Annotated in this window: 21 protein-coding genes and 3 pseudogenes; 11 read left to right on the forward strand and 13 right to left on the reverse strand. The window is 64.5% G+C overall.

Features of this window, described 5'->3' with window-relative positions:
- Positions 1-61: 61 nt before the first annotated feature.
- The 8 genes from AC4PTO_RS09395 (at position 62) to AC4PTO_RS09430 (ending at position 7,656) form a co-directional block, all read left to right on the forward strand.
- Entirely contained in the window at positions 62-460 is a 399-nt protein-coding gene (locus AC4PTO_RS09395; RefSeq protein ID WP_492727972.1) for a hypothetical protein, read from the forward strand.
- A gap of 72 nt (positions 461-532) precedes the next feature.
- The gene (locus AC4PTO_RS09400; RefSeq protein WP_062563567.1) at positions 533-2,086 is read left to right on the forward strand and encodes a multicopper oxidase family protein; all 1,554 of its coding nucleotides are present in this window, start codon (positions 533-535) and stop codon (positions 2,084-2,086) included.
- A 120-nt stretch (positions 2,087-2,206) separates the two neighbouring features.
- Positions 2,207-2,335 carry a hypothetical protein gene (locus tag AC4PTO_RS09405; RefSeq protein ID WP_264224588.1) on the forward strand — a complete coding sequence of 43 codons (129 nt, stop codon included), beginning with the start codon at positions 2,207-2,209 and terminating at the stop codon, positions 2,333-2,335.
- A 16-nt stretch (positions 2,336-2,351) separates the two neighbouring features.
- Positions 2,352-2,738 carry a DUF302 domain-containing protein gene (locus tag AC4PTO_RS09410; RefSeq protein WP_492727975.1) on the forward strand — a complete coding sequence of 129 codons (387 nt, stop codon included), beginning with the start codon at positions 2,352-2,354 and terminating at the stop codon, positions 2,736-2,738.
- Between the two features lies 1 nt (position 2,739).
- On the forward strand, positions 2,740-3,411 hold the full coding sequence (locus AC4PTO_RS09415) for a TVP38/TMEM64 family protein (protein WP_492727977.1): 672 nt from the start codon (positions 2,740-2,742) through the stop codon (positions 3,409-3,411).
- Complete coding sequence (locus tag AC4PTO_RS09420; protein ID WP_492727979.1) at positions 3,411-4,763, forward strand: APC family permease; 1,353 nt, start codon at positions 3,411-3,413, stop codon at positions 4,761-4,763. Before AC4PTO_RS09415 ends, AC4PTO_RS09420 begins: the two co-directional genes overlap by 1 nt.
- A gap of 48 nt (positions 4,764-4,811) precedes the next feature.
- Complete coding sequence (locus AC4PTO_RS09425; RefSeq protein ID WP_097176345.1) at positions 4,812-7,145, forward strand: heavy metal translocating P-type ATPase; 2,334 nt, start codon at positions 4,812-4,814, stop codon at positions 7,143-7,145.
- A gap of 31 nt (positions 7,146-7,176) precedes the next feature.
- Positions 7,177-7,656 carry a DUF411 domain-containing protein gene (locus AC4PTO_RS09430; protein ID WP_097176411.1) on the forward strand — a complete coding sequence of 160 codons (480 nt, stop codon included), beginning with the start codon at positions 7,177-7,179 and terminating at the stop codon, positions 7,654-7,656.
- 205 nt (positions 7,657-7,861) lie between these two features.
- Here the strand turns inward: AC4PTO_RS09430 and AC4PTO_RS09435 are convergent, their stop codons facing one another.
- Both AC4PTO_RS09435 and AC4PTO_RS09440 read right to left on the reverse strand, forming a co-directional pair.
- On the reverse strand, positions 7,862-8,077 hold the full coding sequence (locus tag AC4PTO_RS09435; protein ID WP_272857823.1) for a hypothetical protein: 216 nt from the start codon (positions 8,075-8,077) through the stop codon (positions 7,862-7,864).
- Positions 8,078-8,115: 38 nt separating this feature from the next.
- Positions 8,116-8,445: pseudogene (locus AC4PTO_RS09440) on the reverse strand (YcbK family protein); the annotation flags it as partial.
- A gap of 108 nt (positions 8,446-8,553) precedes the next feature.
- On the opposite strand from AC4PTO_RS09440, the gene AC4PTO_RS09445 reads away from it, so the two are divergent.
- The gene (locus tag AC4PTO_RS09445) at positions 8,554-9,237 is read left to right on the forward strand and encodes a UPF0149 family protein (protein WP_492727981.1); all 684 of its coding nucleotides are present in this window, start codon (positions 8,554-8,556) and stop codon (positions 9,235-9,237) included.
- A gap of 63 nt (positions 9,238-9,300) precedes the next feature.
- On the opposite strand, the gene AC4PTO_RS09450 is transcribed toward AC4PTO_RS09445, so the two are convergent.
- The 7 genes and pseudogenes from AC4PTO_RS09450 to AC4PTO_RS09480 all read right to left on the reverse strand — a co-directional run.
- On the reverse strand, positions 9,301-9,639 hold the full coding sequence (locus AC4PTO_RS09450; protein ID WP_492727982.1) for an HNH endonuclease: 339 nt from the start codon (positions 9,637-9,639) through the stop codon (positions 9,301-9,303).
- A gap of 336 nt (positions 9,640-9,975) precedes the next feature.
- Complete coding sequence (locus AC4PTO_RS09455; RefSeq protein WP_492727984.1) at positions 9,976-10,674, reverse strand: recombinase family protein; 699 nt, start codon at positions 10,672-10,674, stop codon at positions 9,976-9,978.
- An 87-nt stretch (positions 10,675-10,761) separates the two neighbouring features.
- Entirely contained in the window at positions 10,762-11,301 is a 540-nt protein-coding gene (locus AC4PTO_RS09460) for a phage terminase small subunit P27 family (RefSeq protein ID WP_492727985.1), read from the reverse strand.
- Complete coding sequence (locus tag AC4PTO_RS09465) at positions 11,291-11,734, reverse strand: hypothetical protein (protein WP_492727986.1); 444 nt, start codon at positions 11,732-11,734, stop codon at positions 11,291-11,293. The genes AC4PTO_RS09460 and AC4PTO_RS09465 overlap by 11 nt, the downstream gene beginning before the upstream one ends.
- Entirely contained in the window at positions 11,734-11,952 is a 219-nt protein-coding gene (locus tag AC4PTO_RS09470; protein ID WP_492727988.1) for a DUF7220 family protein, read from the reverse strand. Before AC4PTO_RS09470 ends, AC4PTO_RS09465 begins: the two co-directional genes overlap by 1 nt.
- Positions 11,949-12,323: pseudogene (locus AC4PTO_RS09475) on the reverse strand (DNA methyltransferase); the annotation flags it as partial. The gene AC4PTO_RS09470 and the pseudogene AC4PTO_RS09475, both read right to left, overlap by 4 nt.
- Positions 12,324-12,341: 18 nt before the next feature.
- Positions 12,342-14,090, reverse strand: a pseudogene (locus AC4PTO_RS09480) (ParB N-terminal domain-containing protein); the annotation flags it as partial.
- 495 nt (positions 14,091-14,585) lie between these two features.
- Between AC4PTO_RS09480 and AC4PTO_RS09485 the strand changes: the two are divergent.
- The gene (locus AC4PTO_RS09485) at positions 14,586-15,023 is read left to right on the forward strand and encodes a PACE efflux transporter (protein WP_492727990.1); all 438 of its coding nucleotides are present in this window, start codon (positions 14,586-14,588) and stop codon (positions 15,021-15,023) included.
- Positions 15,024-15,073: 50 nt separating this feature from the next.
- Positions 15,074-15,481: a GFA family protein gene (locus AC4PTO_RS09490; RefSeq protein ID WP_492727992.1), complete on the forward strand. Its 408-nt coding sequence runs from the start codon at positions 15,074-15,076 to the stop codon at positions 15,479-15,481.
- Between the two features lie 9 nt (positions 15,482-15,490).
- Here the strand turns inward: AC4PTO_RS09490 and AC4PTO_RS09495 are convergent, their stop codons facing one another.
- The 4 genes from AC4PTO_RS09495 to AC4PTO_RS09510 all read right to left on the reverse strand — a co-directional run bounded on the left by AC4PTO_RS09495 (position 15,491) and on the right by AC4PTO_RS09510 (position 19,677).
- Entirely contained in the window at positions 15,491-18,472 is a 2,982-nt protein-coding gene (locus AC4PTO_RS09495; RefSeq protein WP_492727994.1) for a bifunctional DNA primase/polymerase, read from the reverse strand.
- 54 nt (positions 18,473-18,526) lie between these two features.
- A complete protein-coding gene (locus AC4PTO_RS09500; protein WP_492727996.1) occupies positions 18,527-18,712 on the reverse strand; it encodes a helix-turn-helix transcriptional regulator in 186 nt (61 codons plus the stop codon).
- Positions 18,699-18,884, reverse strand: a complete 186-nt coding sequence (locus AC4PTO_RS09505; protein ID WP_492727998.1) for a hypothetical protein — start codon at positions 18,882-18,884, stop codon at positions 18,699-18,701. The genes AC4PTO_RS09500 and AC4PTO_RS09505 overlap by 14 nt, the downstream gene beginning before the upstream one ends.
- A 79-nt stretch (positions 18,885-18,963) precedes the next feature.
- A complete protein-coding gene (locus AC4PTO_RS09510; protein ID WP_492728000.1) occupies positions 18,964-19,677 on the reverse strand; it encodes a sigma-70 RNA polymerase sigma factor region 4 domain-containing protein in 714 nt (237 codons plus the stop codon).
- Between the last annotated feature and the right edge of the window lie 197 nt (positions 19,678-19,874).

A 19,874-nucleotide genomic window follows, 5' to 3' on the forward strand; every position in this document is an offset into this window, starting at 1 on the left:
GCGGAATAACATTCGCGTTTGGTCGAGACCACGTTGTGCCAGCGGCGAGGCGCCTGCGACTATGGACATTCTCGTGAGCAATGCCTATCTTTGCAGCATGCTCGAACGTGTCGTCACCATGCTTGCCATACTCGCGATCACCGTGGTGACGACGGTGACCTCGGCGCATGCGACACGCATGAGCATGAATTCCGATGTGGATCACGCGATGCATGTCGCCGACATGATGCACTCTCCGGTCATTTCGGGCTTCGACTGTGACGCTGGAGAGCACTGTGGATCGGCCGATGCCGAGATGTGCGAGTTCGTATGCGCAGGCCTCTCTGCCTTCCTGACGTCGGCAGGCGAGGAAGCCGGGCACGCCTACGGCGCCGCCAGTCATGACGTCCCGTCCGCGGCAATCCACGTCAGCCGTGCGCCGGGACTGAACGAACGACCTCCCAAGCTCCGTCTCCTCTGAGCGCGCCCGGGCAGACGCCCGAGGCGCCCCATCGGTATTGATGAACGGGACGGAAGTCCCGAGGAGACGACCATGAACATGCTTTCTCGACGCGGCTTTCTTGCCGCAAGTGCGGCCGCCATTGGCGCTGCACACTTGCCCCGCATCGCCTTCGCGCAAGGGGTGGCGCCGATCAGCCTCTCCGCTGCGACGCGCACGCTCGACATCGACGGTCGCGCTGCCACGGTCTTCGGGCTTGCCGGCCCCGGCGGTCAGGGACTGATCCTCGACCCCGGCCAGAGGTTCCGGGTCGATCTGACCAACGACCTGGACGTCGGTACCATCATCCACTGGCACGGACAGATCCCGCCCAACGCGCAGGACGGTGTGCCGGACATGCCGATGCCCCTCCTCGCACCGGGTGAAACCCGATCCTACGACTTCGAGGCACGGCCCGGCACGCACTGGATGCACAGCCATGTGCCCACCCAGGAGATGCAGCTGCTCGCCGCGCCGCTGATCGTGCGCTCGGCCGAGGACGTTGCTGCCGACCGGCAAGACGTCGTGATGTTCCTTCATGACTTCTCCTTCAAGGCCCCCGAGGAGGTTCTGGCCGAGATCGGCGCAGGTCATGGCGGCGGGCACGGCGCGGGCCATGGTGCCGGTGCATTGCCCGATCAGGGCGCTCCCATGGGAGGCATGGGGGCGATGCAGGGCATGGATCACGGGGCCATGGGCCATGGCGCCACGGGCGGCATGCCGATGGGCAACATGCCCCGAATGGGCGGGATGATGGGTATGGGCGGCCAGATGGGCGGCATGGCCATGGACCTGAACGACTATGACTGGGACGCCTATCTCGCCAATGACCGGACCCTGTCGGACCCGGAGGTGGTCCAGGTCGAGCGCGGTGGCCGTATCCGGCTTCGGGTCATCAACGCCGCTGCGGCGACGGTATTCTGGATCGAGACCGGCGGTGCCGAGGCGCGGCTGGTCGCGGTAGATGGGCACGCGGTCGAACCTCTCGCCGGCACGCGGTTCGGTCTGGCAATGGGCCAGCGTCTGGACATCGAGATCGACCTGCCGCACGAAGGCGGCGCCTGGCCGATCCTCGCCCTGCGCGAAGGCGCGCGCGAGCGCACCGGCCTGATCCTCGCCACGCAGGGTGCCGAAGTGCGGCGTCTCGATGCAATGGCGGATGCCGAAGCGCCCGCGTTCGACACCGATCTGGCGCAGGAGGCGCGCCTCATCGCGCTGGACGCTCTGCCGGATCGACCCGTGGACCGCAGCCAGATGCTGATGCTGGGCGGTTCGATGCAGCCGTACGTCTGGACGATAAACGGGGCAGTCTGGGGCCAGCACCAGCCGATCACCGCACGCAGCGGTGAGCGGGTCGTGCTGTCGTTCCACAACATGTCGATGATGGCGCACCCGATGCATCTGCACGGCCATGTGTTCCAGGTCGTCGGGCTGAACGGGCGTCGGGTCGCCGGTGCACTACGCGACACGGTTCACGTGCCACCGATGTCGATGGTCGATGTCGCCCTCGATGTCGGTGAGGCCGCCCGATGGATGCTGCATTGCCACCACATGCCGCACCTTACGACGGGGATGATGACCGAATTCGCGGTCACGGCGTCCGTCTGATCCCAGCGGGTCGTCCGGACATGGCGCCCCGCCCGGCACCGATCCTGGTCTGTCCTGCCCCATGTTGTCGTGAGGGCCGGCCAAAAGACGCACCCTGCGGGTAAAAATCAGGAGGATGAGATGATGAACTGGAACGACATGGGCCCCGGAATGGGTTTCGGAATGGGGTTTGGCTGGCTCTTCGGCCTGCTGATCCTCGTGCTGCTGGTTTTGGCCATAGCAGCGCTGATCAAGTATCTTCGGAAATAGAAAAAAGGAGTTGGCAATGACCTACACGATCAATCGAATGTTCCCCGACGCCGGTATCGACGACGTCGACGCTCGCGCGCGGAAGGCGCTGGCGGATCACGGTTTTGGCGTTCTGACCGAGATCGACGTCAAGGCGACTATGAAAAAGAAGCTCGACGTCGAGATGCCGGGCTATCGCATCCTCGGCGCCTGCAATCCGAAGATGGCGTGGCAGGCCATCGGGATCGAGCCGCGGGTGGGCGCAATGCTGCCCTGCAACGTCATCCTGCGCGAAGCCGAGGGCGGCGTGGAGATTGGCGCCATCGATCCGGTCGCGTCCATGCAGGCCATCGAGAACGCCGAGTTGCACGCGGTTGCAGGCCAGGTCCGCGATCTGCTGGCGAAGGCCGTCGCAGCGGTTTGAGATGAGCCTGCGCGCCGGCATTGCCATTGGTCTGGCGATCCTCGGGATCGTCCTGCTCGGGGTGTGGTTCATCGCGCCTTCGGCCCTTGCCGAGGTGCGGGACTGGTTCGAGCCCGAGCGGCTGGAGACGCTGGTGGCCCGCGCGGGTCTCTGGGGGCCGGTGCTGATCGTCACGCTCATGACTATCGCGGTCGTGGCCAGCCCGATCCCGAGCGCACCGATTGCGCTGGCGGCTGGCGCGGCCTACGGACATGTCTGGGGCACGGTTCAGGTCGTGATCGGCGCCGAGCTTGGCGCGTTGATCGCCTTCGGCCTTGCGCGGGTTCTGGGGCACGACGCTCTGCGGCGCGTGTTCGGCGCCTCGGTAGATGCCGGGCTTCTCGGCTCGCAGACCGCGCTGACGGCGACAGTCTTTGCGAGCCGCCTCATGCCCTTCGTGTCATTCGACATGATCAGCTACGCCGCGGGGCTCAGCCGCCTGCATGCCTGGCGGTTCGCGCTGGCGACGCTCGCCGGCATCATCCCGGCGAGCTTCCTGCTGGCGCATTTCGGGGGCGAGGCGGTGAGCGGTGACCTTGGCCAGGCCACATGGGCGGTTCTCGGTCTCGGCCTCGTGACCGGGCTGCCGCTGGTCTGGGCCGCCACGCGCGGAAAGGCAGAAAGGAAGAGGTGATGGCCCAGCAGTACCAGAAGAACAGCTTGTCGCTCTTCGACACAGTGGCAATGGGAACCGGCGTGATGATCGGAGCGGGCATTCTCGCACTGACCGGGCAGATTGCAGAACTTGCGGGTCCCTTGTTCCCCCTTGCCTTCGTCGCTGGCGCCGTGGTGACGGGATTCAGCGCCTATACCTACGTCAAGATGTCCAACGCCTGGCCGTCTGCGGGCGGGATCGGGATGATCCTGACCAAGGCCTACGGTCCGACGACGGTCGCGGCCGGTGCCGCGCTGCTGATGGCGCTGTCGATGGTCATCAACGAAAGCCTCGTGGCGCGGACATTTGCGACCTACCTCCTGCGGGGGCTCGATCTGAAGCCCGAAGGCTGGCTGGTCCCTGCCATCGGCGTGGGCCTCATCGTCTTCGCCTACCTCGTGAATGCGGCAGGCAACCGCTCCGTGGGTCTTCTGTCGCAGCTCATGGCGGTGCTCAAGGTGGGCGGCATCGCGGCCTTCGGCATTGCCGCGCTCTGGGCCGGCGGCTTCTCTTTCGAGGCGGCGGAAGGCGCGGATGGCGGTGCGGTTGCGGGCTTCCTTGCCTCGGTGGCGCTCGCGATCCTGGCCTTCAAGGGTTTCACGACGATCACCAACAGCGGCGCCGAGGTCACCGACCCGCACCGCAACGTCGGGCGCGCGATCGTCATCTCCATCGCGATCTGTGTCGTCGTCTACCTTCTCGTCGCCTTTGCCGTCGGCTCCAGCCTGCCGCTCGATCGGATCGTGGCGGCAAAGGACTATGCGCTCGCCGAAGCGGCCGAACCCGCCCTCGGGCGGATCGGCTTCTACCTGACCGTCGCACTGGCTCTGGTCGCGACTGCCTCGGGCGTGATCGCCAGCATCTTCGCGGTATCGCGGATGCTGGCCATGCTGACCGACATGAAGCTGATCCCGCACAGCCATTTCGGGATGCCGGGCACGATCCGCGACCACACGCTCGTCTATACGGTGGTGATCGCCGGAGCGCTGACGATCTTCTTCGACCTCAGCCGGATCGCCTCGCTTGGCGCCTTCTTCTACCTCGTGATGGACATCCTGATCCACTGGGGTGTCTGGCGGACCCTGCGGGTGGAGATCGGCGCGCGGGGATGGGTCTTGCTGACGGCGATCGGACTGGACGCGGTGGTCCTTGCGGCCTTGGCCGCGCTCAAATGGCAGAGCGACCCGCTGATCGTCGTCATCGCGATCGCCGGCATGACCGCCGTTTTCCTGTTTGAGCGCGTCTTCCTCGCGCTCAACCCGCCATCACGCGAACCGGCGCATGGCAGCCACCATTCTGCACAAGAAGAAAGACACGAGCCCACCTCTTGACCTTCCAACGACTGGAGGCCGCAAACCGGGACAGAAAGGACATCAATCATGGCCACCCATCATCACCATCACGCTGCCTCCGACATCAAGCCCGGCGCCAGGACCGCGACCGATCCGGTCTGCGGGATGCAGGTCGAGATCAAGGAGGGCGCGCGGACGCGCGACTACGGCGGCGAGACGTTCCACTTCTGCTCCGCAGGGTGCCAGGAGAAATTCGACGCCGATCCGTACTTCTATGCCTCCGGCAACGCGAAGAAGGCGGGACAGAAGGCCCAGCCCGGCACGCAATACACCTGCCCGATGCACCCCGAGATCGTGCGTGACGAGCCGGGGAGCTGCCCGATCTGCGGCATGGCGCTGGAACCCATGGTGCCTTCGGACGAACCAAGTCACGAGCTCGTCGATTTCACGCGACGCATGTGGATCTCGGCGGCGGCGGCGGTGCCGCTCATCATCATCACCATGGGCGAACTCGTCGGGCTAGACGTGCGTGGGTGGATGGGGCACCGCCTCTCGGTCTATGCCGAGTTCGTGCTGGCGACCCCGGTGATCCTCTGGGCCGCGCTGCCGTTCTTCCGGCGCGGGATCGACTCGATCCGCAATGTCTCGCCGAACATGTGGACGCTGATCTCGCTCGGCGTCGGCGCGGCCTATCTCTACTCGCTGGTCGCGACCTTCGCGCCGGGCGTGTTCCCGGCCGAATACCGGATGGGCCACGGCGTCGGTACGTACTACGAGGCGGCCGTTGTCATCGTGGCGCTTATCTTCGTCGGTCAGGTGCTGGAGCTGCGCGCGCGGGAGCGGACGGGCGACGCGATCCGCGCGCTTCTGGACCTCGCGCCCAAGACCGCTCGGCGCATTTTGGCAGACGGGTCGGAATACGACGCACCGCTCGAGAACATCGTCGAGGGCGACCTTCTGAGGGTCCGGCCCGGAGACAGCGTGCCGGTGGACGGCGAGGTGGTCGAGGGCCGGTCGTCGGTCGACGAGAGCATGATCACGGGCGAACCGGTCCCGGTGGAGAAAGTCGAGGGCGACCGCGTCACCGGCGGCACGATCAACAAGAACGGCACGCTGGCGGTGCGCGCGACGCAGGTGGGCGCTGACACGGTGCTGTCGCAGATCGTCGAGATGGTCGCGGGCGCGCGGCGGTCGCGGGCGCCGATCCAGGGACTCGCGGACAAGGTGTCGTCGATCTTCGTGCCGACCGTCGTTGTGATAGCCATCATCGCCTTCGGCGTCTGGCTCTGGGCCGGGCCCGAACCGGCGCTGGCCTTCGCGATCGCCTCGGCCGTTTCGGTCCTGATCATCGCCTGCCCGTGCGCGCTGGGGCTTGCCACGCCGATCTCCATCACCACGGCCGCCGGCCGGGGCGCGCAGGCGGGCGTCTTGATCAAGGATGCCGAGGCGCTGGAACGCATGGCGCGGGTCGATACGGTGATCGTCGACAAGACAGGCACGTTGACCGAGGGCAAGCCGCGACTGACCGATGTGGTGGCGTTCCACGGCGACGAGGCGGAGGTGCTGGGCCTTGCCGCCGCGCTGGAGCGCGGGTCGGAGCATCCGCTGGCCGAGGCGATCGTCTCGGGAGCGAAGGACCGCGGGTTGACCCCCGAGAACGCACAGGACTTCGAGGCGGTTACCGGCAAGGGCGTGCACGGCACCGTCGCGGGCCGCAGGGTCGCGCTCGGCAATGCGGCGATGATGACCGATCTCGGGCTGTCGACGGACGAGGCCGAGGCAGAGGCCGACACGCTGCGCGCGGACGGCAAGACAGCGATGTTCGTCGCCGTGGATGGCACGCTCGCCGGGATCGTCGCCGTGGCGGACCCGATCAAGGAGACGACAGAAGCGGCGATCCGCGATCTGCACGCGCTGGGTCTCACCGTCATCATGGCCACCGGCGACAACCGGCGCACGGCCGAGGCGGTGGCGGGCAAGCTCGGCATCGACGAGGTCCGCGCGGGCGTCCTGCCGGAGGACAAGCAGAAGCTGGTCGAGGAGCTGCGTGCCAAGGGCAAGTCGGTCGCCATGGCCGGTGATGGCGTGAACGATGCTCCTGCGCTCGCGGCCGCGGACGTCGGCATCGCCATGAGCACCGGCGCCGACGTGGCCGTGGAAAGTGCCGGGATCACGCTCATGCGCGGCGATCTCGTGGGGCTTGTCCGCGCGCGGAAACTGGCCGTCGCGACGCTCAGGAACATCAAGCAGAACCTGTTCTTCGCCTTCGTCTACAACGCCGCAGGCGTGCCCGTCGCCGCGGGGGTGCTCTATCCCCTGACCGGCCTCCTGCTCTCGCCGATGATCGCGGCGGCGGCGATGAGCCTCTCGTCGGTCTCGGTCATCACCAATGCGCTGCGGCTCAGGCGGATCGACCTCTGAGCGCACCTGACTTCAACCCATGGAGAACGACATGACACAAGACACCCTCACCCGACGGGGCCTGCTGATCGGCAGCGCGGCCCTTCTTGCAGGGCTCCCCCAACTGTCGCTGGCGCAATCCGGAGGACCGTCGATACACGTCCTGAAGGACCCGAATTGCGGCTGCTGCTCGGCCTGGATCGAGATCCTGGAGGGTGATGGCTTCACCGTCACGACCGAGGCGAGCATGGGCACGATGCTGATGCGCTACAAGTCCGACAATGGCATCCCGCAAGAGATGGTCTCCTGTCACACCGGCCAAGTCGAGGGCTACATGATCGAGGGCCATGTGCCGGCCGCTGATATCCGGCGGCTGCTGGCCGAGCGTCCCAACGCCGTGGGTCTGGCCGTTCCGGGCATGCCCTACGGTTCCCCCGGCATGGGGCCGGAGAGCGAACGCGAGGCTTACGACGTGTTCCTCATCCTTCATGACGGCAGCACCGAGGTGTACACCAACTACGAGGCTGCCTGACACGGTGGGGTGCCGGTGAAGCCCGGGCGCGAGCGAAGATCCTCGGCCATCGCACGTCCGCGCCTGCTCCCGCATCACGGCATAGTCGCTCAGCATCTCCACTATCGCAGAGGCCTCCGGCAGCAGAGCCAGCTCCTCTGCCGCCGATTCCTGGAAGTCCTCGCTGTACTCGACGACCGGTGGGCACGCCGCCAGGCCCTCGACGTCAGAACTCACCGTCGCGCAGCCTGTCAGCAAGCTCGTGGTGATCGCGAGGACGGCGAGCCGCCGCTTCCAGCATCCGACGTTGGACGTCATTGGCCTTCTCCGTAGTTTCAAGTCGTTCGGCGAGGCGTCCCGCTCGCTCCCCGGAGCGCCGAAGCGAAAGCAGGAACAGGAGCACTGCCAGCGCGATGGCTCCGTAGCGCAGCGCCGCCCGCATCCATGGGCTCGTGGCGATCCCGGTGAGGAGCCCGCAAATCACCGCCGCCCCCACTTCCAGTCATCGAGGCGAGCATAGATCGTGACCACGATCCCGCCGAGAGCGACGGCGATGAACACCCAACGGAGCGTGTCGAGATACGGCACGAGCGGCAGGATGGCGGATTGCGTCTCAGCCAACACCTGCTGCGCGACCTCCACGCCCGCAGCACCCAGTGTCGCCACTCCGGCCGCGCCACCACCCTTCATGGTGCGGCTGGCGGCCAAAATCTCGCGCGCTGGTGGCGTTTCTTCGGCGAAGGCAGTCGCCCGGACAGGGAACCGCTCGCCCCAGCACCGCGCCGGCCCGAGGTCAATACGCATGAACCCCAGGATGGGGTACCCACGCACCCGCAACCGCCCTATCCCCGCTCGGCCGCCGGATTGTGGACGCAGCCCATCACGGCTAAGAATTTTGCAACCGCAGAGGGGGGGGCAATGGATCCGGAAGACGAACGGCTCGACCGCTTGGACGACCTGTTGCATGCGCTGGCCGTCGAGAACGAGCCGATGACGGTCAGTGAACTCGACGGTTTCGTGACGGGCATTCTTGCCTGCCCTGAGATGATCGCACCCTCGGATTGGCTTTCCCATGTCTGGGGTGTCACCGGGAATGCGGGGTTTCCCGATCTCGAGACAGCCCAGGAAACGATCGGGGCGGTGATGGCACACTACAATGATGTCGCGGCCAGGATGACGGCATCGCTGTGGGTCGAGCCCATCTACGAGGTCGACCCCAACAGCGACGAGACACTCTGGGAGCCCTGGGTCGACGGGTTTACCCGCGCCATGGCCTTGAGGCCGGATGCCTGGGACGCGCTTCTTGAGCGCGCCGATGACGAGACCCGCAGCACGATGATCTTCCTCATGGCGCTGCAGGACATCTACATCGGCAACAGCAAGTTCACGGAAGAGGAGATCGACCAGATCGATCTGGAAGCACCCGATCTGATCCCGAACTGCGTGGCAACGATCCTGCACCAGTCGCGCCCCGAACTGTCCCGCTCCGTGCCTGCCAACCTTCCGGACCAGCCTTTCAAGGCTGGCCAGAAGCCCGGTCGAAACGACGCCTGCCCCTGCGGATCAGGGCGCAAATACAAGCAATGCTGTGGCCGGAACTGATCGGTCAGGCCGAAACTCGTGGTTGTCGTGTGACGGGAACTGCCCTGAAAGCTACCCCCGGGCTCACGTCGTCAGATTCGCGGCCAACCAGCGGCCCGCTGCCATACGCCGTTGCACATATGCACGGTAAGCCTCGGGGGCCTTTGGCTGTTTCCGCTGGTGCCGTCTGCTGTTGCAGAACCTGCAGGCGGCAACGATGTTGTCGGCAGTATCCGCACCGCCCTCGGAACGAGGATGCAGATGCTCGGCCGTGCATTGCAGGAGCTTCGGCAATGACGCCGATCTGCCTCGGGCCTGCACGGCGGGCTTCAGGGCATTCTCCCACATCACAAGACCGCAGTAATAGCACCGGCCTCCTTGTTCGATCATCTTCTTCTTGCGGATATTCTTCAGCGCGCCCATGGCACGGGTCCTTTCATTCGACTTCATGAGAAGCGAATGCGCGCCGTCCGACAGGACGTTCCCCGGCAGGAAGCTGAACGCTCGCGCAAGACCCGATGAACTCGTGGTTCGCGTGCCGGACCGCGACACCTGGAAACAAGAAGTTCCAGATCAGAATGGCCTTATGGCCCACTCAAGACAGCCAGTGCTGTCTTCGCAGCTTCCAGAAGACTAATGGCCGCTGCGCATCGCGTCAACGGACCCTTGCATGGCCCCTGCAAGTGGCCCCGTAGGATAGGCCTGCGAGGACCGCGTTCTGACCGTTGTCGCCGACCAGTACTCATAGCGAGCATCGCCCTACAGCCCCTCCAGCGCGGCGATCCTGTGCAGCAGGGCCTTCACATTGCCGACGCCCCACCTGCCGCCGCGCCTTGTCCTGATGCCTCGCGCGGAGAGTTCGGCGGCGATGGCCCTGAGCGATGTTGCACCGCCGGCCCGGATGTCTGCGATGACGGGGGCAAGGTCGCGGGCAAAGCCTTGGGCATTGGCGGTGACGGCGGCGCGCAGGGCGGCCCCGCCCTTGCCAGCCCGCCGCAGGCTGGCGGCGCCGTTCGGATTGCCGAGCCGCACCCCGCGGGACCGGGCCGCGGCAAGGGCCTCCTTCGTCCGCCGCGAGATCGCCTCGCGCTCGGCTTCCGCGACCAGCGCCATCACGCCCACGGTCAGGTCATTGGCCTGCGGCATGTCGCAGGCCAGGAACCGCACCCCGCTGTCCCTGAGCGCCAGCAGGAAGGCCGCATTGCGCGAGAGCCGGTCCAGCCTGGCGATCACCAGCGTGGCCCCCGTGACCTTCGCCAGATGCAGCGCACGGGTCAGTTCCGGACGGTCGGCCTTGCGGCCACTCTCCACTTCGGTGAACCGCGCCAGCACCTCGGCGCCACGGGCAGACGCAAAATCGCCGATTGCCTTGCGCTGCGCCTCTAGGCCGAGCCCGCTCGCGCCCTGCCGTGCCGTCGAGACCCGCTCATAGGCCACCAGCCGCTGCACTGCTGCCATTCGTGCTCCCCCGTGCAGATCTGCGCAACCTTGGATTGGCAGCTGTGTACATTGCTCAACGCACCTCGATAGGGAAGTCGATTGCGGTCAGAGATCTTCGTTTACGGTGATCGTAACCGGGGTGTCGCTGGGCTCATCTCTTTCCCGCGGCTGACCGCCCAACAGCGGCTTGTCGAACCGGTTGCCATCCTCATCCACGCCGACGATCACAACCTCGATCTTGTCCACCGGCGCATGCTGTGCCCCAAGCGGCATATCAAGCCGGGTGCGCGCCACCGGCGTCAGACCGAGCTCCGTCATGTAGCGCCCCATGAGTTCCAGCTGCTTGTTGGCGACCGTCAGCCAGGGGGATTGCTGCACATAACCGCTGGGCGTCTTCAGCAGGGTCGGTGTCCCGGCCAGCTTCTCCTCCGCCTCGACCCAGCGCGCCCAGGCCTGGCAATAGGCTGCCAGCGCAGCCCGATCCGCCAGCGACAGCAACCCGGCGCGGTGCAGCGGTGTGGCAAGTCTGCGCCATTCCTTTTTCGCGACATCGGACAGGTGATCCGGGCAGCGCGGCAGGGCGCCGACCGCGGTATTTCCGAGCGTCCCGGCTCGCGGGACCGGCTTGCGGCCCCTACGGCTCATGGTCCACCGCCTCGCCTGCCCGCGCTTCGACCAGTTGGTGATCGGGCACCCCGGCATTCAGCGCATGTTGTCGCTCTGCAATCTTGTCCAGCAGCATCGCCATGCGTTCGCGCGCACCGGTCGTGCTGACGGTACCGCTGTGTTCGATCTCGGCCCTTTCCCGCCAGCCCGCCTGCGTCTTGAGATAGAAGATGGCGGAGGTGGTGTCCCCTGCCCGGGCCTTTTGCAGCAGCCCATTGGCCACATGCGCGATCGCCTTCGCCTTTCCCCTTTTATAGCGGTCAAGTACCTCCGGGTCGCGATCGCAGATCGCCCGGAACGTATTGCGCGCAATCCCGAGGTAATCGGCAATCTGATCCTGGCTCAAAAGCGCCGCCAGTGTCTCGACCTCGCGCACCTGGTCGCGCGTCAGGGTAATCGGGGGGCGTCCCATCAGGGTCGCTCCGCCTGCCGGGCAAAGAACCGCCGCACCGCATAGCCGCGCACTATCGAAACCCCGCTGAACACAAGGCTGATCGCCAGGTTCTGCCACAGCATCACCTGCAAACCCACGACCGGAAACACCAGCATCTGTGTCACCAGCGCGAGCAACCAGCCGACAGCCGTGCTGAAGATCGCCTCGACCACCGACATGGTGCGGCTCTGCCTCATGCCACCTCCTCCAGCCGTAACTGCGCGATGGCGGCAAAAGCAGAGCCATCCCCCTCGAGGATCGCTGATTTTCCGGTGAACGCCTCCCAGCGCTGCACAGCGACATCGACATAGGCCGGGTCGAGTTCCAGGGCGCAGCAGACGCGACCCGCCGCCTCAGCGGCGATCAGCGTGGTGCCCGACCCGCAGAAGGGCTCGTAGACCGCCTGCCCGGGGCTGGAATTGTTCAGCATCGGGCGACGCATGCACTCCACGGGTTTCTGGGTGCCATGTATCGTCGCGGCGTCCTGGTCGCGGTTGGGGATTGACCACAGCGTCGATTGGGTGCGATCGCCGGACCAGTGCCCCTTGCCGCGCACCGCATACCAGCAGTTATGCGTGACCAGGCCGTCGGCCACGTAGTGCTGATCCTTTTCCACGTCCATCGACCAGACCGGTCCGCTGAACGGCGCCGCGTCGTTGCCGGACACCGTGACCCATTCGAACGCCTCACCAGCTGTCGGCATGGGAAGCTGAAGGATACCGGCAAACAGATTGCAGGCGCGGATCAGACGCGTCGCGCGGCGCGAGAAGATGGCCTGGTCCTTGCTGGAAATGAACGGATGCGCAGGGTCGAGACGGTGATCGCGCAGCAGCAGCGTGGCCCGCGCCTCCAGCGCGCTCATGTCCAGGCAGTCATAAATGCCAGCAATCATTTCGGGCGACCGCTGTGTGCCGCGTTGGAGCGACCAATCATCCACCTCCCAGTGGGTGGTCGGAATGCCGTATCTGCAAGACAGAACCTGTTCGGCACATTGGGCCGTGACGGCGGTCGCATGCACGGACACGATCCAGGCCTCTTCAGCCTTGTTGTCGGCAAGGCGCGTTGCCAAACCAAACCCACGCGAATTGAACAAAGCCACGCGGCCGACCCGCCACCAGTCACCCCGGCGCATCAGATAAACAACCTGCCTGCAGGCGGCATCGGGATCGAGCCGTGCCGAGAACCGATGCTCCGGCGTCGCGCGCGTGACGCGCCCGGCCGCGCAGATCGTATGCATCATGCCGAGATATGGGCGGCTACCAATGCGGGTGATCTTTCGGCCGCGGCGGCGAATTACGCTTTCGTAGCTGTTGTAGGACACAACATGATCGCCCGCCTGCAGGGTCTCGATCGGGACCTCCTCAACCTGCGCCTGTTGCGATCCGGCACCGCGTTTGACGACTTTCTGCACCAGGGTTCCGGCCGGTTGGCACGGTTCATGCTGCCAATGATAATGCCCGCGGCTCAGCACGTGGCGGTCCTTGGCCCAGATGATCTGGCTGCGGATGTCGAAGCCGCTGGCCACCAGGCTTTCCGCAACCGTGGTGGCATGAAGGGCGCCATGCCAGACATAGGCAACGTCCCCCGGAAAGAGCGCCCAGGCCTCACGCCAGTCGGCGCGATCGTCGTTCAGCACCTTGCCGGTGCGCTTGGTCTCGGATGCCCCTGCCCTGTTGCGCCAGTCCGGATCATAGGCCACGCCATAGGGCGGGTCTGTCACCATCAGGTGCGGGCGCACCCCGTCCAGCAGTCGGGCTACGGCAGCTCCGTCGGTCGCATCGCCACAGAGCAGGCGATGGGGGCCGAGGCACCAGAGGTCGCCCGGCCGCGATACCGGTCGTTCCGGCAGCGGTGGCGTGACCTCTTCCTTCAGGTCCACGTCTGCATGGTTCAGCAGTTCATCCAGTTCGTGTCCGTCGAAACCAAGCGCTCCGAGATCGATCTCCAGCTCGACCAGGTCGCCCAGTTCCAGTGAAAGCAATTCGCGATCCCAGCCCGCCTGTTCGGCCAGGCGGTTGTCCGCGAGGATGTAGGCGCGTTTCTGTGCATCGCTCAAATGGGTCAGCTCGATCACCGGCACGGTTGCGAGCCCCAGTTTCTGCGCGGCCAGCACCCGGCCGTGCCCCGCGATGATCCCGTTTTCGCCATCCACAAGCACCGGGTTGTTGAACCCGAACTCCCGGATCGAGCCGGCGATCAGCGCAACCTGCCTGTCGGAATGGGTGCGCGCATTGTTGACATAGGGAATGAGGTCGCCAACGGCCCGCTGCTCGACCGAATGGGCGCCCGACGGTACCTTCACCGCTTCCGGTTTCCGTGCCCTTTGCTGCGCCATGCCCCCGCCCTGGATATCTGCCTGCCTCTGACAGCAGCATATCAAACGCGACAAACCATTGTAATCACGACAATAAATGACAATTCACGACAGGAGGCGACAGGATGGCAGAGTGTATGGAAACCCGTTGGCGCATAGCGGATGGCCGTAAGCGCAAATAAGCCCGCCAATCCACTGAATCGGCGGGCTTAAAACTACGTGAAATTATGAACTCACGGACGCTTCCTTCTATCACAGGAAGGACAAAAATTCAATAATCATTATACCTGGTTTTCGACGGGGGCAGAACCGATTGCCACCTTCGCCGCCTCGGGTCCAGGCAACGCACAAGGCGCGTCGGTACCGACCGGCCCCAAAGGAACCCGGTCAGTCTCTCCATAAAGGGCCGCCCCAGCTTGTAGGCCAAGGCAAAGGCCACTATCCTGGTGTTAGAGGACGACCTCCCCAATCGGGCACAAAAAGCCGGGACGACCCGGCATCACAATTGAGGTTGCCATGCGATCACCGCTTGATCGTCTTCGCCACGCACTGAGCTTCGAAATTCTGGCATTGATCCTCGTCATTCCACTCGGATCGATGGCGTTCGGCTGGCCGATGTATGACATCGGCGTCGTCACAATTGTCAGCGCGACCCTCGCGACACTCTGGAACATGATCTACAACTTCCTGTTCGACGTCGCTCTCGTTCGACTGGCGGGCACCACGCAGAAAACGGTACCCATCCGCGTGTTGCACGCCGCTCTTTTTGAAATCGGATTGTTGATCGTGCTGATGCCATTCATCGCTTGGTATCTGGGTGTATCGCTGTGGCAGGCATTCATTATGGATGTGGCCTTTGCGCTCTTCTACATGGTCTATGCGTTTGTGTTTAACTTGGCCTATGACAGGATGTTTCCCCTGCCGGAGTGGAGCGATAAAACCGTATCCGAGTGACACCGTTACGCGCGCTGGACGTGAAGGTTGTGAGGCAAAGGGGATCTTCCATGACGAACATGACGACCGGACAGTGCCTGTGTGGCGCGGTCAAATTCCAGATCTCCGGCGACTTCGAAAACTTCTTTCTATGTCATTGCACGCGCTGTCGCAAAGATACTGGCTCCGCGCATTCGGCCAACCTGTTCTCATCCAAAGCGAAGATCACATGGCTTTCCGGTGGCACCGTCGTAAGGAATTTCAAGCTGCCGGGATCACAGCATGCAAAGAGCTTCTGCGCTGAATGCGGATCCGCGCTACCAAGCATCCAAATGAACGGCGACCTGCTTGTTGTACCTGCTGGCTCTCTTGATACGCGGATCGACAAGCGTCCCGACGCGCATATCTGCTACGGCAGCCGCGCGCACTGGGATGAGGACCTGAGCGATTTAGAAAAGATTGACGGGCTACCCGGCTGACCAACCAGCTCAACTTGACGAATATTGCCATTCAGCCAATGATCCCAGCGTAGCCTCAAGCAGCAGGCGCATATCGTTCTCGCAGCCTTCGACCCACCAAACCCTCTGCCAGGACCGGCCGCGCCCGGCGCGGCGATAGGCAGCCGATTTAAGGGTCATTTCCCTATAAGAGTCTTTAATAGGGTTTTGACCCTTAAATGCCCCCCTCGCTAAAGCCAGTTTCGCCGCGTTTTCCGACGCGAACAATTCTTGGTGGAGCGCAAAGGCATCCGACGGACTGTCCACGGCCAAACCTGCCAGCAACATCTGCTGAAACACATCCGGTTTCTCGAGGTCCCAGCTCGTCAACTGGTCATAGACGAGTGGCAGCGCCACATCGGCCAGCACATGTACTTCCAGCGGATTGTCGGGGGTGCGGTTGATACCCCTGCCCCGGCCAATAACCTGGATCAATTCGTCGTCGCAGATCGCGGCGCGAAGCGTTTCTGTCATCCCGTCTTCATGGCGGATCACGTCTATGCCTAGAACCGACCCGCCGCGCATGCGAATACCGGCGCGCGCTCTGCGGTAGCGTCCCGCCGGCGCGTTGTCGAAATACGCCCCGGCCAGCGCCTCCAACTCGATGCTGGATGGCAACGGGCGACCGATACTGATCAACATGGCCACATCCCGGTAGCAGTCCAACCCGGCGACCGCGTTGAAATGCGCCACCTCGACATTCGGAATGCCCTCGAACGCCGCCTCGATCGCCTGGTAGGTCACCACCAGAACCGGCTTCGGATAAATGCGTCGGGCCTGCCAGCGCACGTAATCGACGCATTCGCGCAGCCGGTTTTCGCGGCGCCTGACCTCTTCCCGCGCGAGACCCGGCTTGGGGCACAGCATAGTCTTGCCGAAGCTGCCCTGCACATGGCGCAGCTGCATGCACGGCGCCGCGACATCAATGCTTTCGATGGTGATATCCGGCAGGATCGTCCGGATCAGATCGGCTCGCATGGTCGCATCCAGATGCAGGATCGGCTTGCCGCGCAGGCTTTCATGAAGCGCGCGAACACGCCGCAGATCAATCCTGTGGCGGCCGAGGGCGTCGGGAGGTGCAATGCGCAACCCGCCAGACAGCACGCTATTGCGGTCAAGAACGCGCTCTATGGCCTTCCAAAGCGAGACGAGGTCTTGGATCCGCGCATTTTCCGCCGCGATCCGGACTGCAGCCCGTCGGTTCCCTCCCTCCAGACCCGGTCGCAGACCGGGGTCCTGCATCCGCCAGTTTTCAAGACGCGCCGCATCGCGACAGTTTTCAGCCGTAAAACCGGCCCTGACGAACGTCGCACGCTTGATCGGGCCGGCACCGTTCGACGCCAGGGCACGCGCCAGCCTGTCACGAAACAACACCAAATCAGCCATTGCTCCGACCGGCCCGCGCCCGATCCCGTCGCCCATCCCCGCAATCCGCTCACTGGATAAATCTTCGACGAAGATGTCATTGCTCTGCTCCACGGCCCGCGCCCAGCATCCCTCGTCGATCAGCAGCAAGGCGAGATCGTCTTTCGTGAAGGCCAGCCCCGAGAACAGCGCGTCATAGGGGGCAACCACCACATCAGCGTCAGCGATATCTCTGAGATTCTGCTGTTTCAGGCATCCGTCATAGTGCTGGCAACGCGCACCATCCAATCCGATGCAGGCGTTTGGCTTGACCGGCAGACGCGACGCCAGCGCTGCATGGACTGCTTCGAGGTCGCGGCACATCGGCTCGCCGCTCTCCGGATCCAGCCGGTCATATCCGCGCAGGACCGCCACATGCGCACCTGCCGCCGTCCATCCGGTCGCTGTTTCCTCTGCAAGAGCGTGGGATGCGGCGAAGACAACGATGCGATGCGGAAGGTTGTCGGCCTTCAGCGATGCCGCCAGAGACAACAGATGTTCGCGCGACGCCCGGGATTTTCCAAGCCCGACCGTGGCCCGGATGCCCAGCATGGGCAGCGTCAGAGCTTCACCCCGGTGCCAAAACCCCACCTGCGCGCAAAAATCACGCAGATGTTCTTCGAGCTCCGCTCTTCCCTCGTCCACTGACAGCGATGGCGTGGCGTAATCCGGTTCCGGCAGGTCTTTGTCGCGTGCCGGCAAGGTGCCATTCCGGGCCAGCCGCAACTTGTCCTGTACCTTGCGCAGCGCATCGCCCCACCCGTAGAGACGGGCGCCATCCTGTCGTGGACGCGACAGATCGGTACTCTCAGCGAAGGCTTGCCAAACACGATGGGCGATTTCACCGGCCTCGAGCACACCATTTGCGTCCCGGACATCATGCACCGCGTGAAACGCAATTCGGCTCAACCAGTCATCGCGACCGTCGACCACGATCCCGTTGCCATCTCGGATGGGCGTTCCGCTGGCCAGCTTGCTTCTCTGGCCGGCCCGCGGAACGCGGCCCCGGACCTGGTCTTCACCGGACCCGATCTCCGCGAGGAAGGCGGCAAGACCGGCCTGATCCACGACCGGCAGGTCGTCGAGATGAACATCAAGCGGTGTTTCCCCGGTCGGCCAGGCATAGGTACGCTTCGTGACGCTGTGCAGGCCGAATGCCACAAATTGCTGACCGGCGCCCAGAACCTCGACCTTGCCAGCCTTCAGTTTCGCAAAGGGTTCCTCTGTCCGATAGAGCAGCAGGCGTTTGGGCCATTGTCCGACGCGCACCAGCGTCTCCCCCAATCGCTGCTCGGCGAGCTGCCCGACCTCATGCGCGCGGTCCGGATCCATTTCGTCGATGTCGAGCCCGACAAGACGGCCGGTGCGCAACCCGATGCCACAATCGGGGTATCGGTGCGTCCAGTCGGCGATGCGATCGGGTGCAAGACCGATACTTGACCAGCGCGACGGGGCCGGACGCTTCTGGCCCGGAATGATCGGCAGGGGTTCGAACCCGTTGTCGATCAGGCGCTCCGCCGCTTCCGCATAGGTGATATGCCCAGCACCTTCGGGGCGGCCGCTGGCCACCCTTGTGTCCGCCTCATTGTCTCGCGGGTTGCATTTGGCCCCCGCGTGCATCCGTTACGGCTCGCGGCGATGCGCGGCTTCCCAGGCCAGCACATCCGTCATCGAATAGCGGATCGATCCTCCCAGAATGACCCAGGCCGGACCGTAGCGTTCGGCGCGCCAGCGTTCGAGCGTGCGGCCACTGACCTTCCAGCGCGCCTCCAGGTCGCGTTGCGTGATGTAGGTTTCAACCGAGGTCATGATCGCGCTCCCCCTGTTTGCGGCGATAGACCGCGAAGAGCGCCGTGCCATCGGCGGTCTGTTCCACGTAGTGAACCTGGTAGTCGTCCCTGCGGTTGAAGACGAACTGCAGATCCCAAAGTCGGAACAGTCCCGGGATCTTCTGGTAATTCGCATCCCATGCTTGCGTCATGGTGATCTCCTGCATTCCGGCACCGCGGAATTGCGACACCTGCAGGGGAAAGCCGACCGGGGCGCGGGATTGGGACAGGTTAGGCGTCGGAGGACCCAAGTTTTTCCGACAGACGGGAAATGGCGCGCTGGTAGCGTTTGCGCGCGGCCTCATAGGATAACCCCAGGGCCCGTGCAGCCTCCTTCTGGCTGAACCCGAACACCACCACAGCCATGACCAGATCGGCATCCGATCCGACCTGGCGCCGAAGCGTTTCGAGTACGCCCGCGCCCCAATATGCCGACCTGTCGCAGAGGTCGGGACACTCTTCGACGGGGACGTCGCACACAACATCCGCGCGCCGCACCAGTTCCCGCTTGATGTCGCGCTCGATGTTGCGGAGAAACGTTGCAGCGACCCAGGTCACGCGTTCCAGATCAGCAGTGGCGATAGCCTGTGACAGGCGCCCGACCAGTTCGCCGGTCAGGACATCCGGCCCTTCCGGAAAGCCGCGCAGCAGTCGTTTGCGCAGCGCGTCAAGACCCGGCCACAAGGCCAGGATCACAAGGCTGATGGCCGTGTCGGCGGTTTCGTGATCGCCCGACTGCGCCTCTCCGACCAGAGCGCGCAGAAGCCCATTCTTGCGCCCGCCCTGCCCTGTCTTGTCCTGCAGGAACGCCAAAGCGGCGCCGGGATCGGCAAAGCCGGAAAGCTCCCGACGTCGCCGGGCGATCTTGCGATAGGTCTGCTGGAAAGATGCGCGCGTTGTTTGATGGAGGAGGTGCGCGTGAACCTCGTGCCAATGTCTGGACACTCGACGCCTGCCTTACGGCCGGGCGTCGGGCGCCTCATCATGGCCAGGTCAGGGCGTCGTGCGCCTCTCGGGTTGGGAAAGATGTGAGAAACAGGCGACCGGGGGCCGCCTGTTCCAGGTCGTGTCAGGTTTCGTTGAGTGTGTCGCAGCTGCGGCAGACCGCCGATACCGGACGGGGCGACCGGTACTGGTGCCCG

This window comes from Rhodobacter maritimus (assembly GCF_058747975.1).

Coding starts and splice junctions, on each gene's coding strand:
- AC4PTO_RS09460 (WP_492727985.1), bottom strand. CDS start 11,301: ATGAGCCGTAGGGGCCGCAAGCCGGTCCCGCGAGCCGGGACGCTCGGA.
- AC4PTO_RS09490 (WP_492727992.1), top strand. CDS start 15,074: ATGACGAACATGACGACCGGACAGTGCCTGTGTGGCGCGGTCAAATTC.
- AC4PTO_RS09425 (WP_097176345.1), top strand. CDS start 4,812: ATGGCCACCCATCATCACCATCACGCTGCCTCCGACATCAAGCCCGGC.
- AC4PTO_RS09410 (WP_492727975.1), top strand. CDS start 2,352: ATGACCTACACGATCAATCGAATGTTCCCCGACGCCGGTATCGACGAC.
- AC4PTO_RS09485 (WP_492727990.1), top strand. CDS start 14,586: ATGCGATCACCGCTTGATCGTCTTCGCCACGCACTGAGCTTCGAAATT.
- AC4PTO_RS09400 (WP_062563567.1), top strand. CDS start 533: ATGAACATGCTTTCTCGACGCGGCTTTCTTGCCGCAAGTGCGGCCGCC.
- AC4PTO_RS09415 (WP_492727977.1), top strand. CDS start 2,740: ATGAGCCTGCGCGCCGGCATTGCCATTGGTCTGGCGATCCTCGGGATC.
- AC4PTO_RS09420 (WP_492727979.1), top strand. CDS start 3,411: ATGGCCCAGCAGTACCAGAAGAACAGCTTGTCGCTCTTCGACACAGTG.
- AC4PTO_RS09470 (WP_492727988.1), bottom strand. CDS start 11,952: ATGAGGCAGAGCCGCACCATGTCGGTGGTCGAGGCGATCTTCAGCACG.
- AC4PTO_RS09500 (WP_492727996.1), bottom strand. CDS start 18,712: ATGACCTCGGTTGAAACCTACATCACGCAACGCGACCTGGAGGCGCGC.
- AC4PTO_RS09450 (WP_492727982.1), bottom strand. CDS start 9,639: ATGGGCGCGCTGAAGAATATCCGCAAGAAGAAGATGATCGAACAAGGA.
- AC4PTO_RS09465 (WP_492727986.1), bottom strand. CDS start 11,734: ATGGGACGCCCCCCGATTACCCTGACGCGCGACCAGGTGCGCGAGGTC.
- AC4PTO_RS09455 (WP_492727984.1), bottom strand. CDS start 10,674: ATGGCAGCAGTGCAGCGGCTGGTGGCCTATGAGCGGGTCTCGACGGCA.
- AC4PTO_RS09405 (WP_264224588.1), top strand. CDS start 2,207: ATGATGAACTGGAACGACATGGGCCCCGGAATGGGTTTCGGAATGGGG.
- AC4PTO_RS09505 (WP_492727998.1), bottom strand. CDS start 18,884: ATGACGCAAGCATGGGATGCGAATTACCAGAAGATCCCGGGACTGTTC.
- AC4PTO_RS09395 (WP_492727972.1), top strand. CDS start 62: ATGGACATTCTCGTGAGCAATGCCTATCTTTGCAGCATGCTCGAACGT.
- AC4PTO_RS09445 (WP_492727981.1), top strand. CDS start 8,554: ATGGATCCGGAAGACGAACGGCTCGACCGCTTGGACGACCTGTTGCAT.
- AC4PTO_RS09430 (WP_097176411.1), top strand. CDS start 7,177: ATGACACAAGACACCCTCACCCGACGGGGCCTGCTGATCGGCAGCGCG.
- AC4PTO_RS09435 (WP_272857823.1), bottom strand. CDS start 8,077: ATGCGGGCGGCGCTGCGCTACGGAGCCATCGCGCTGGCAGTGCTCCTG.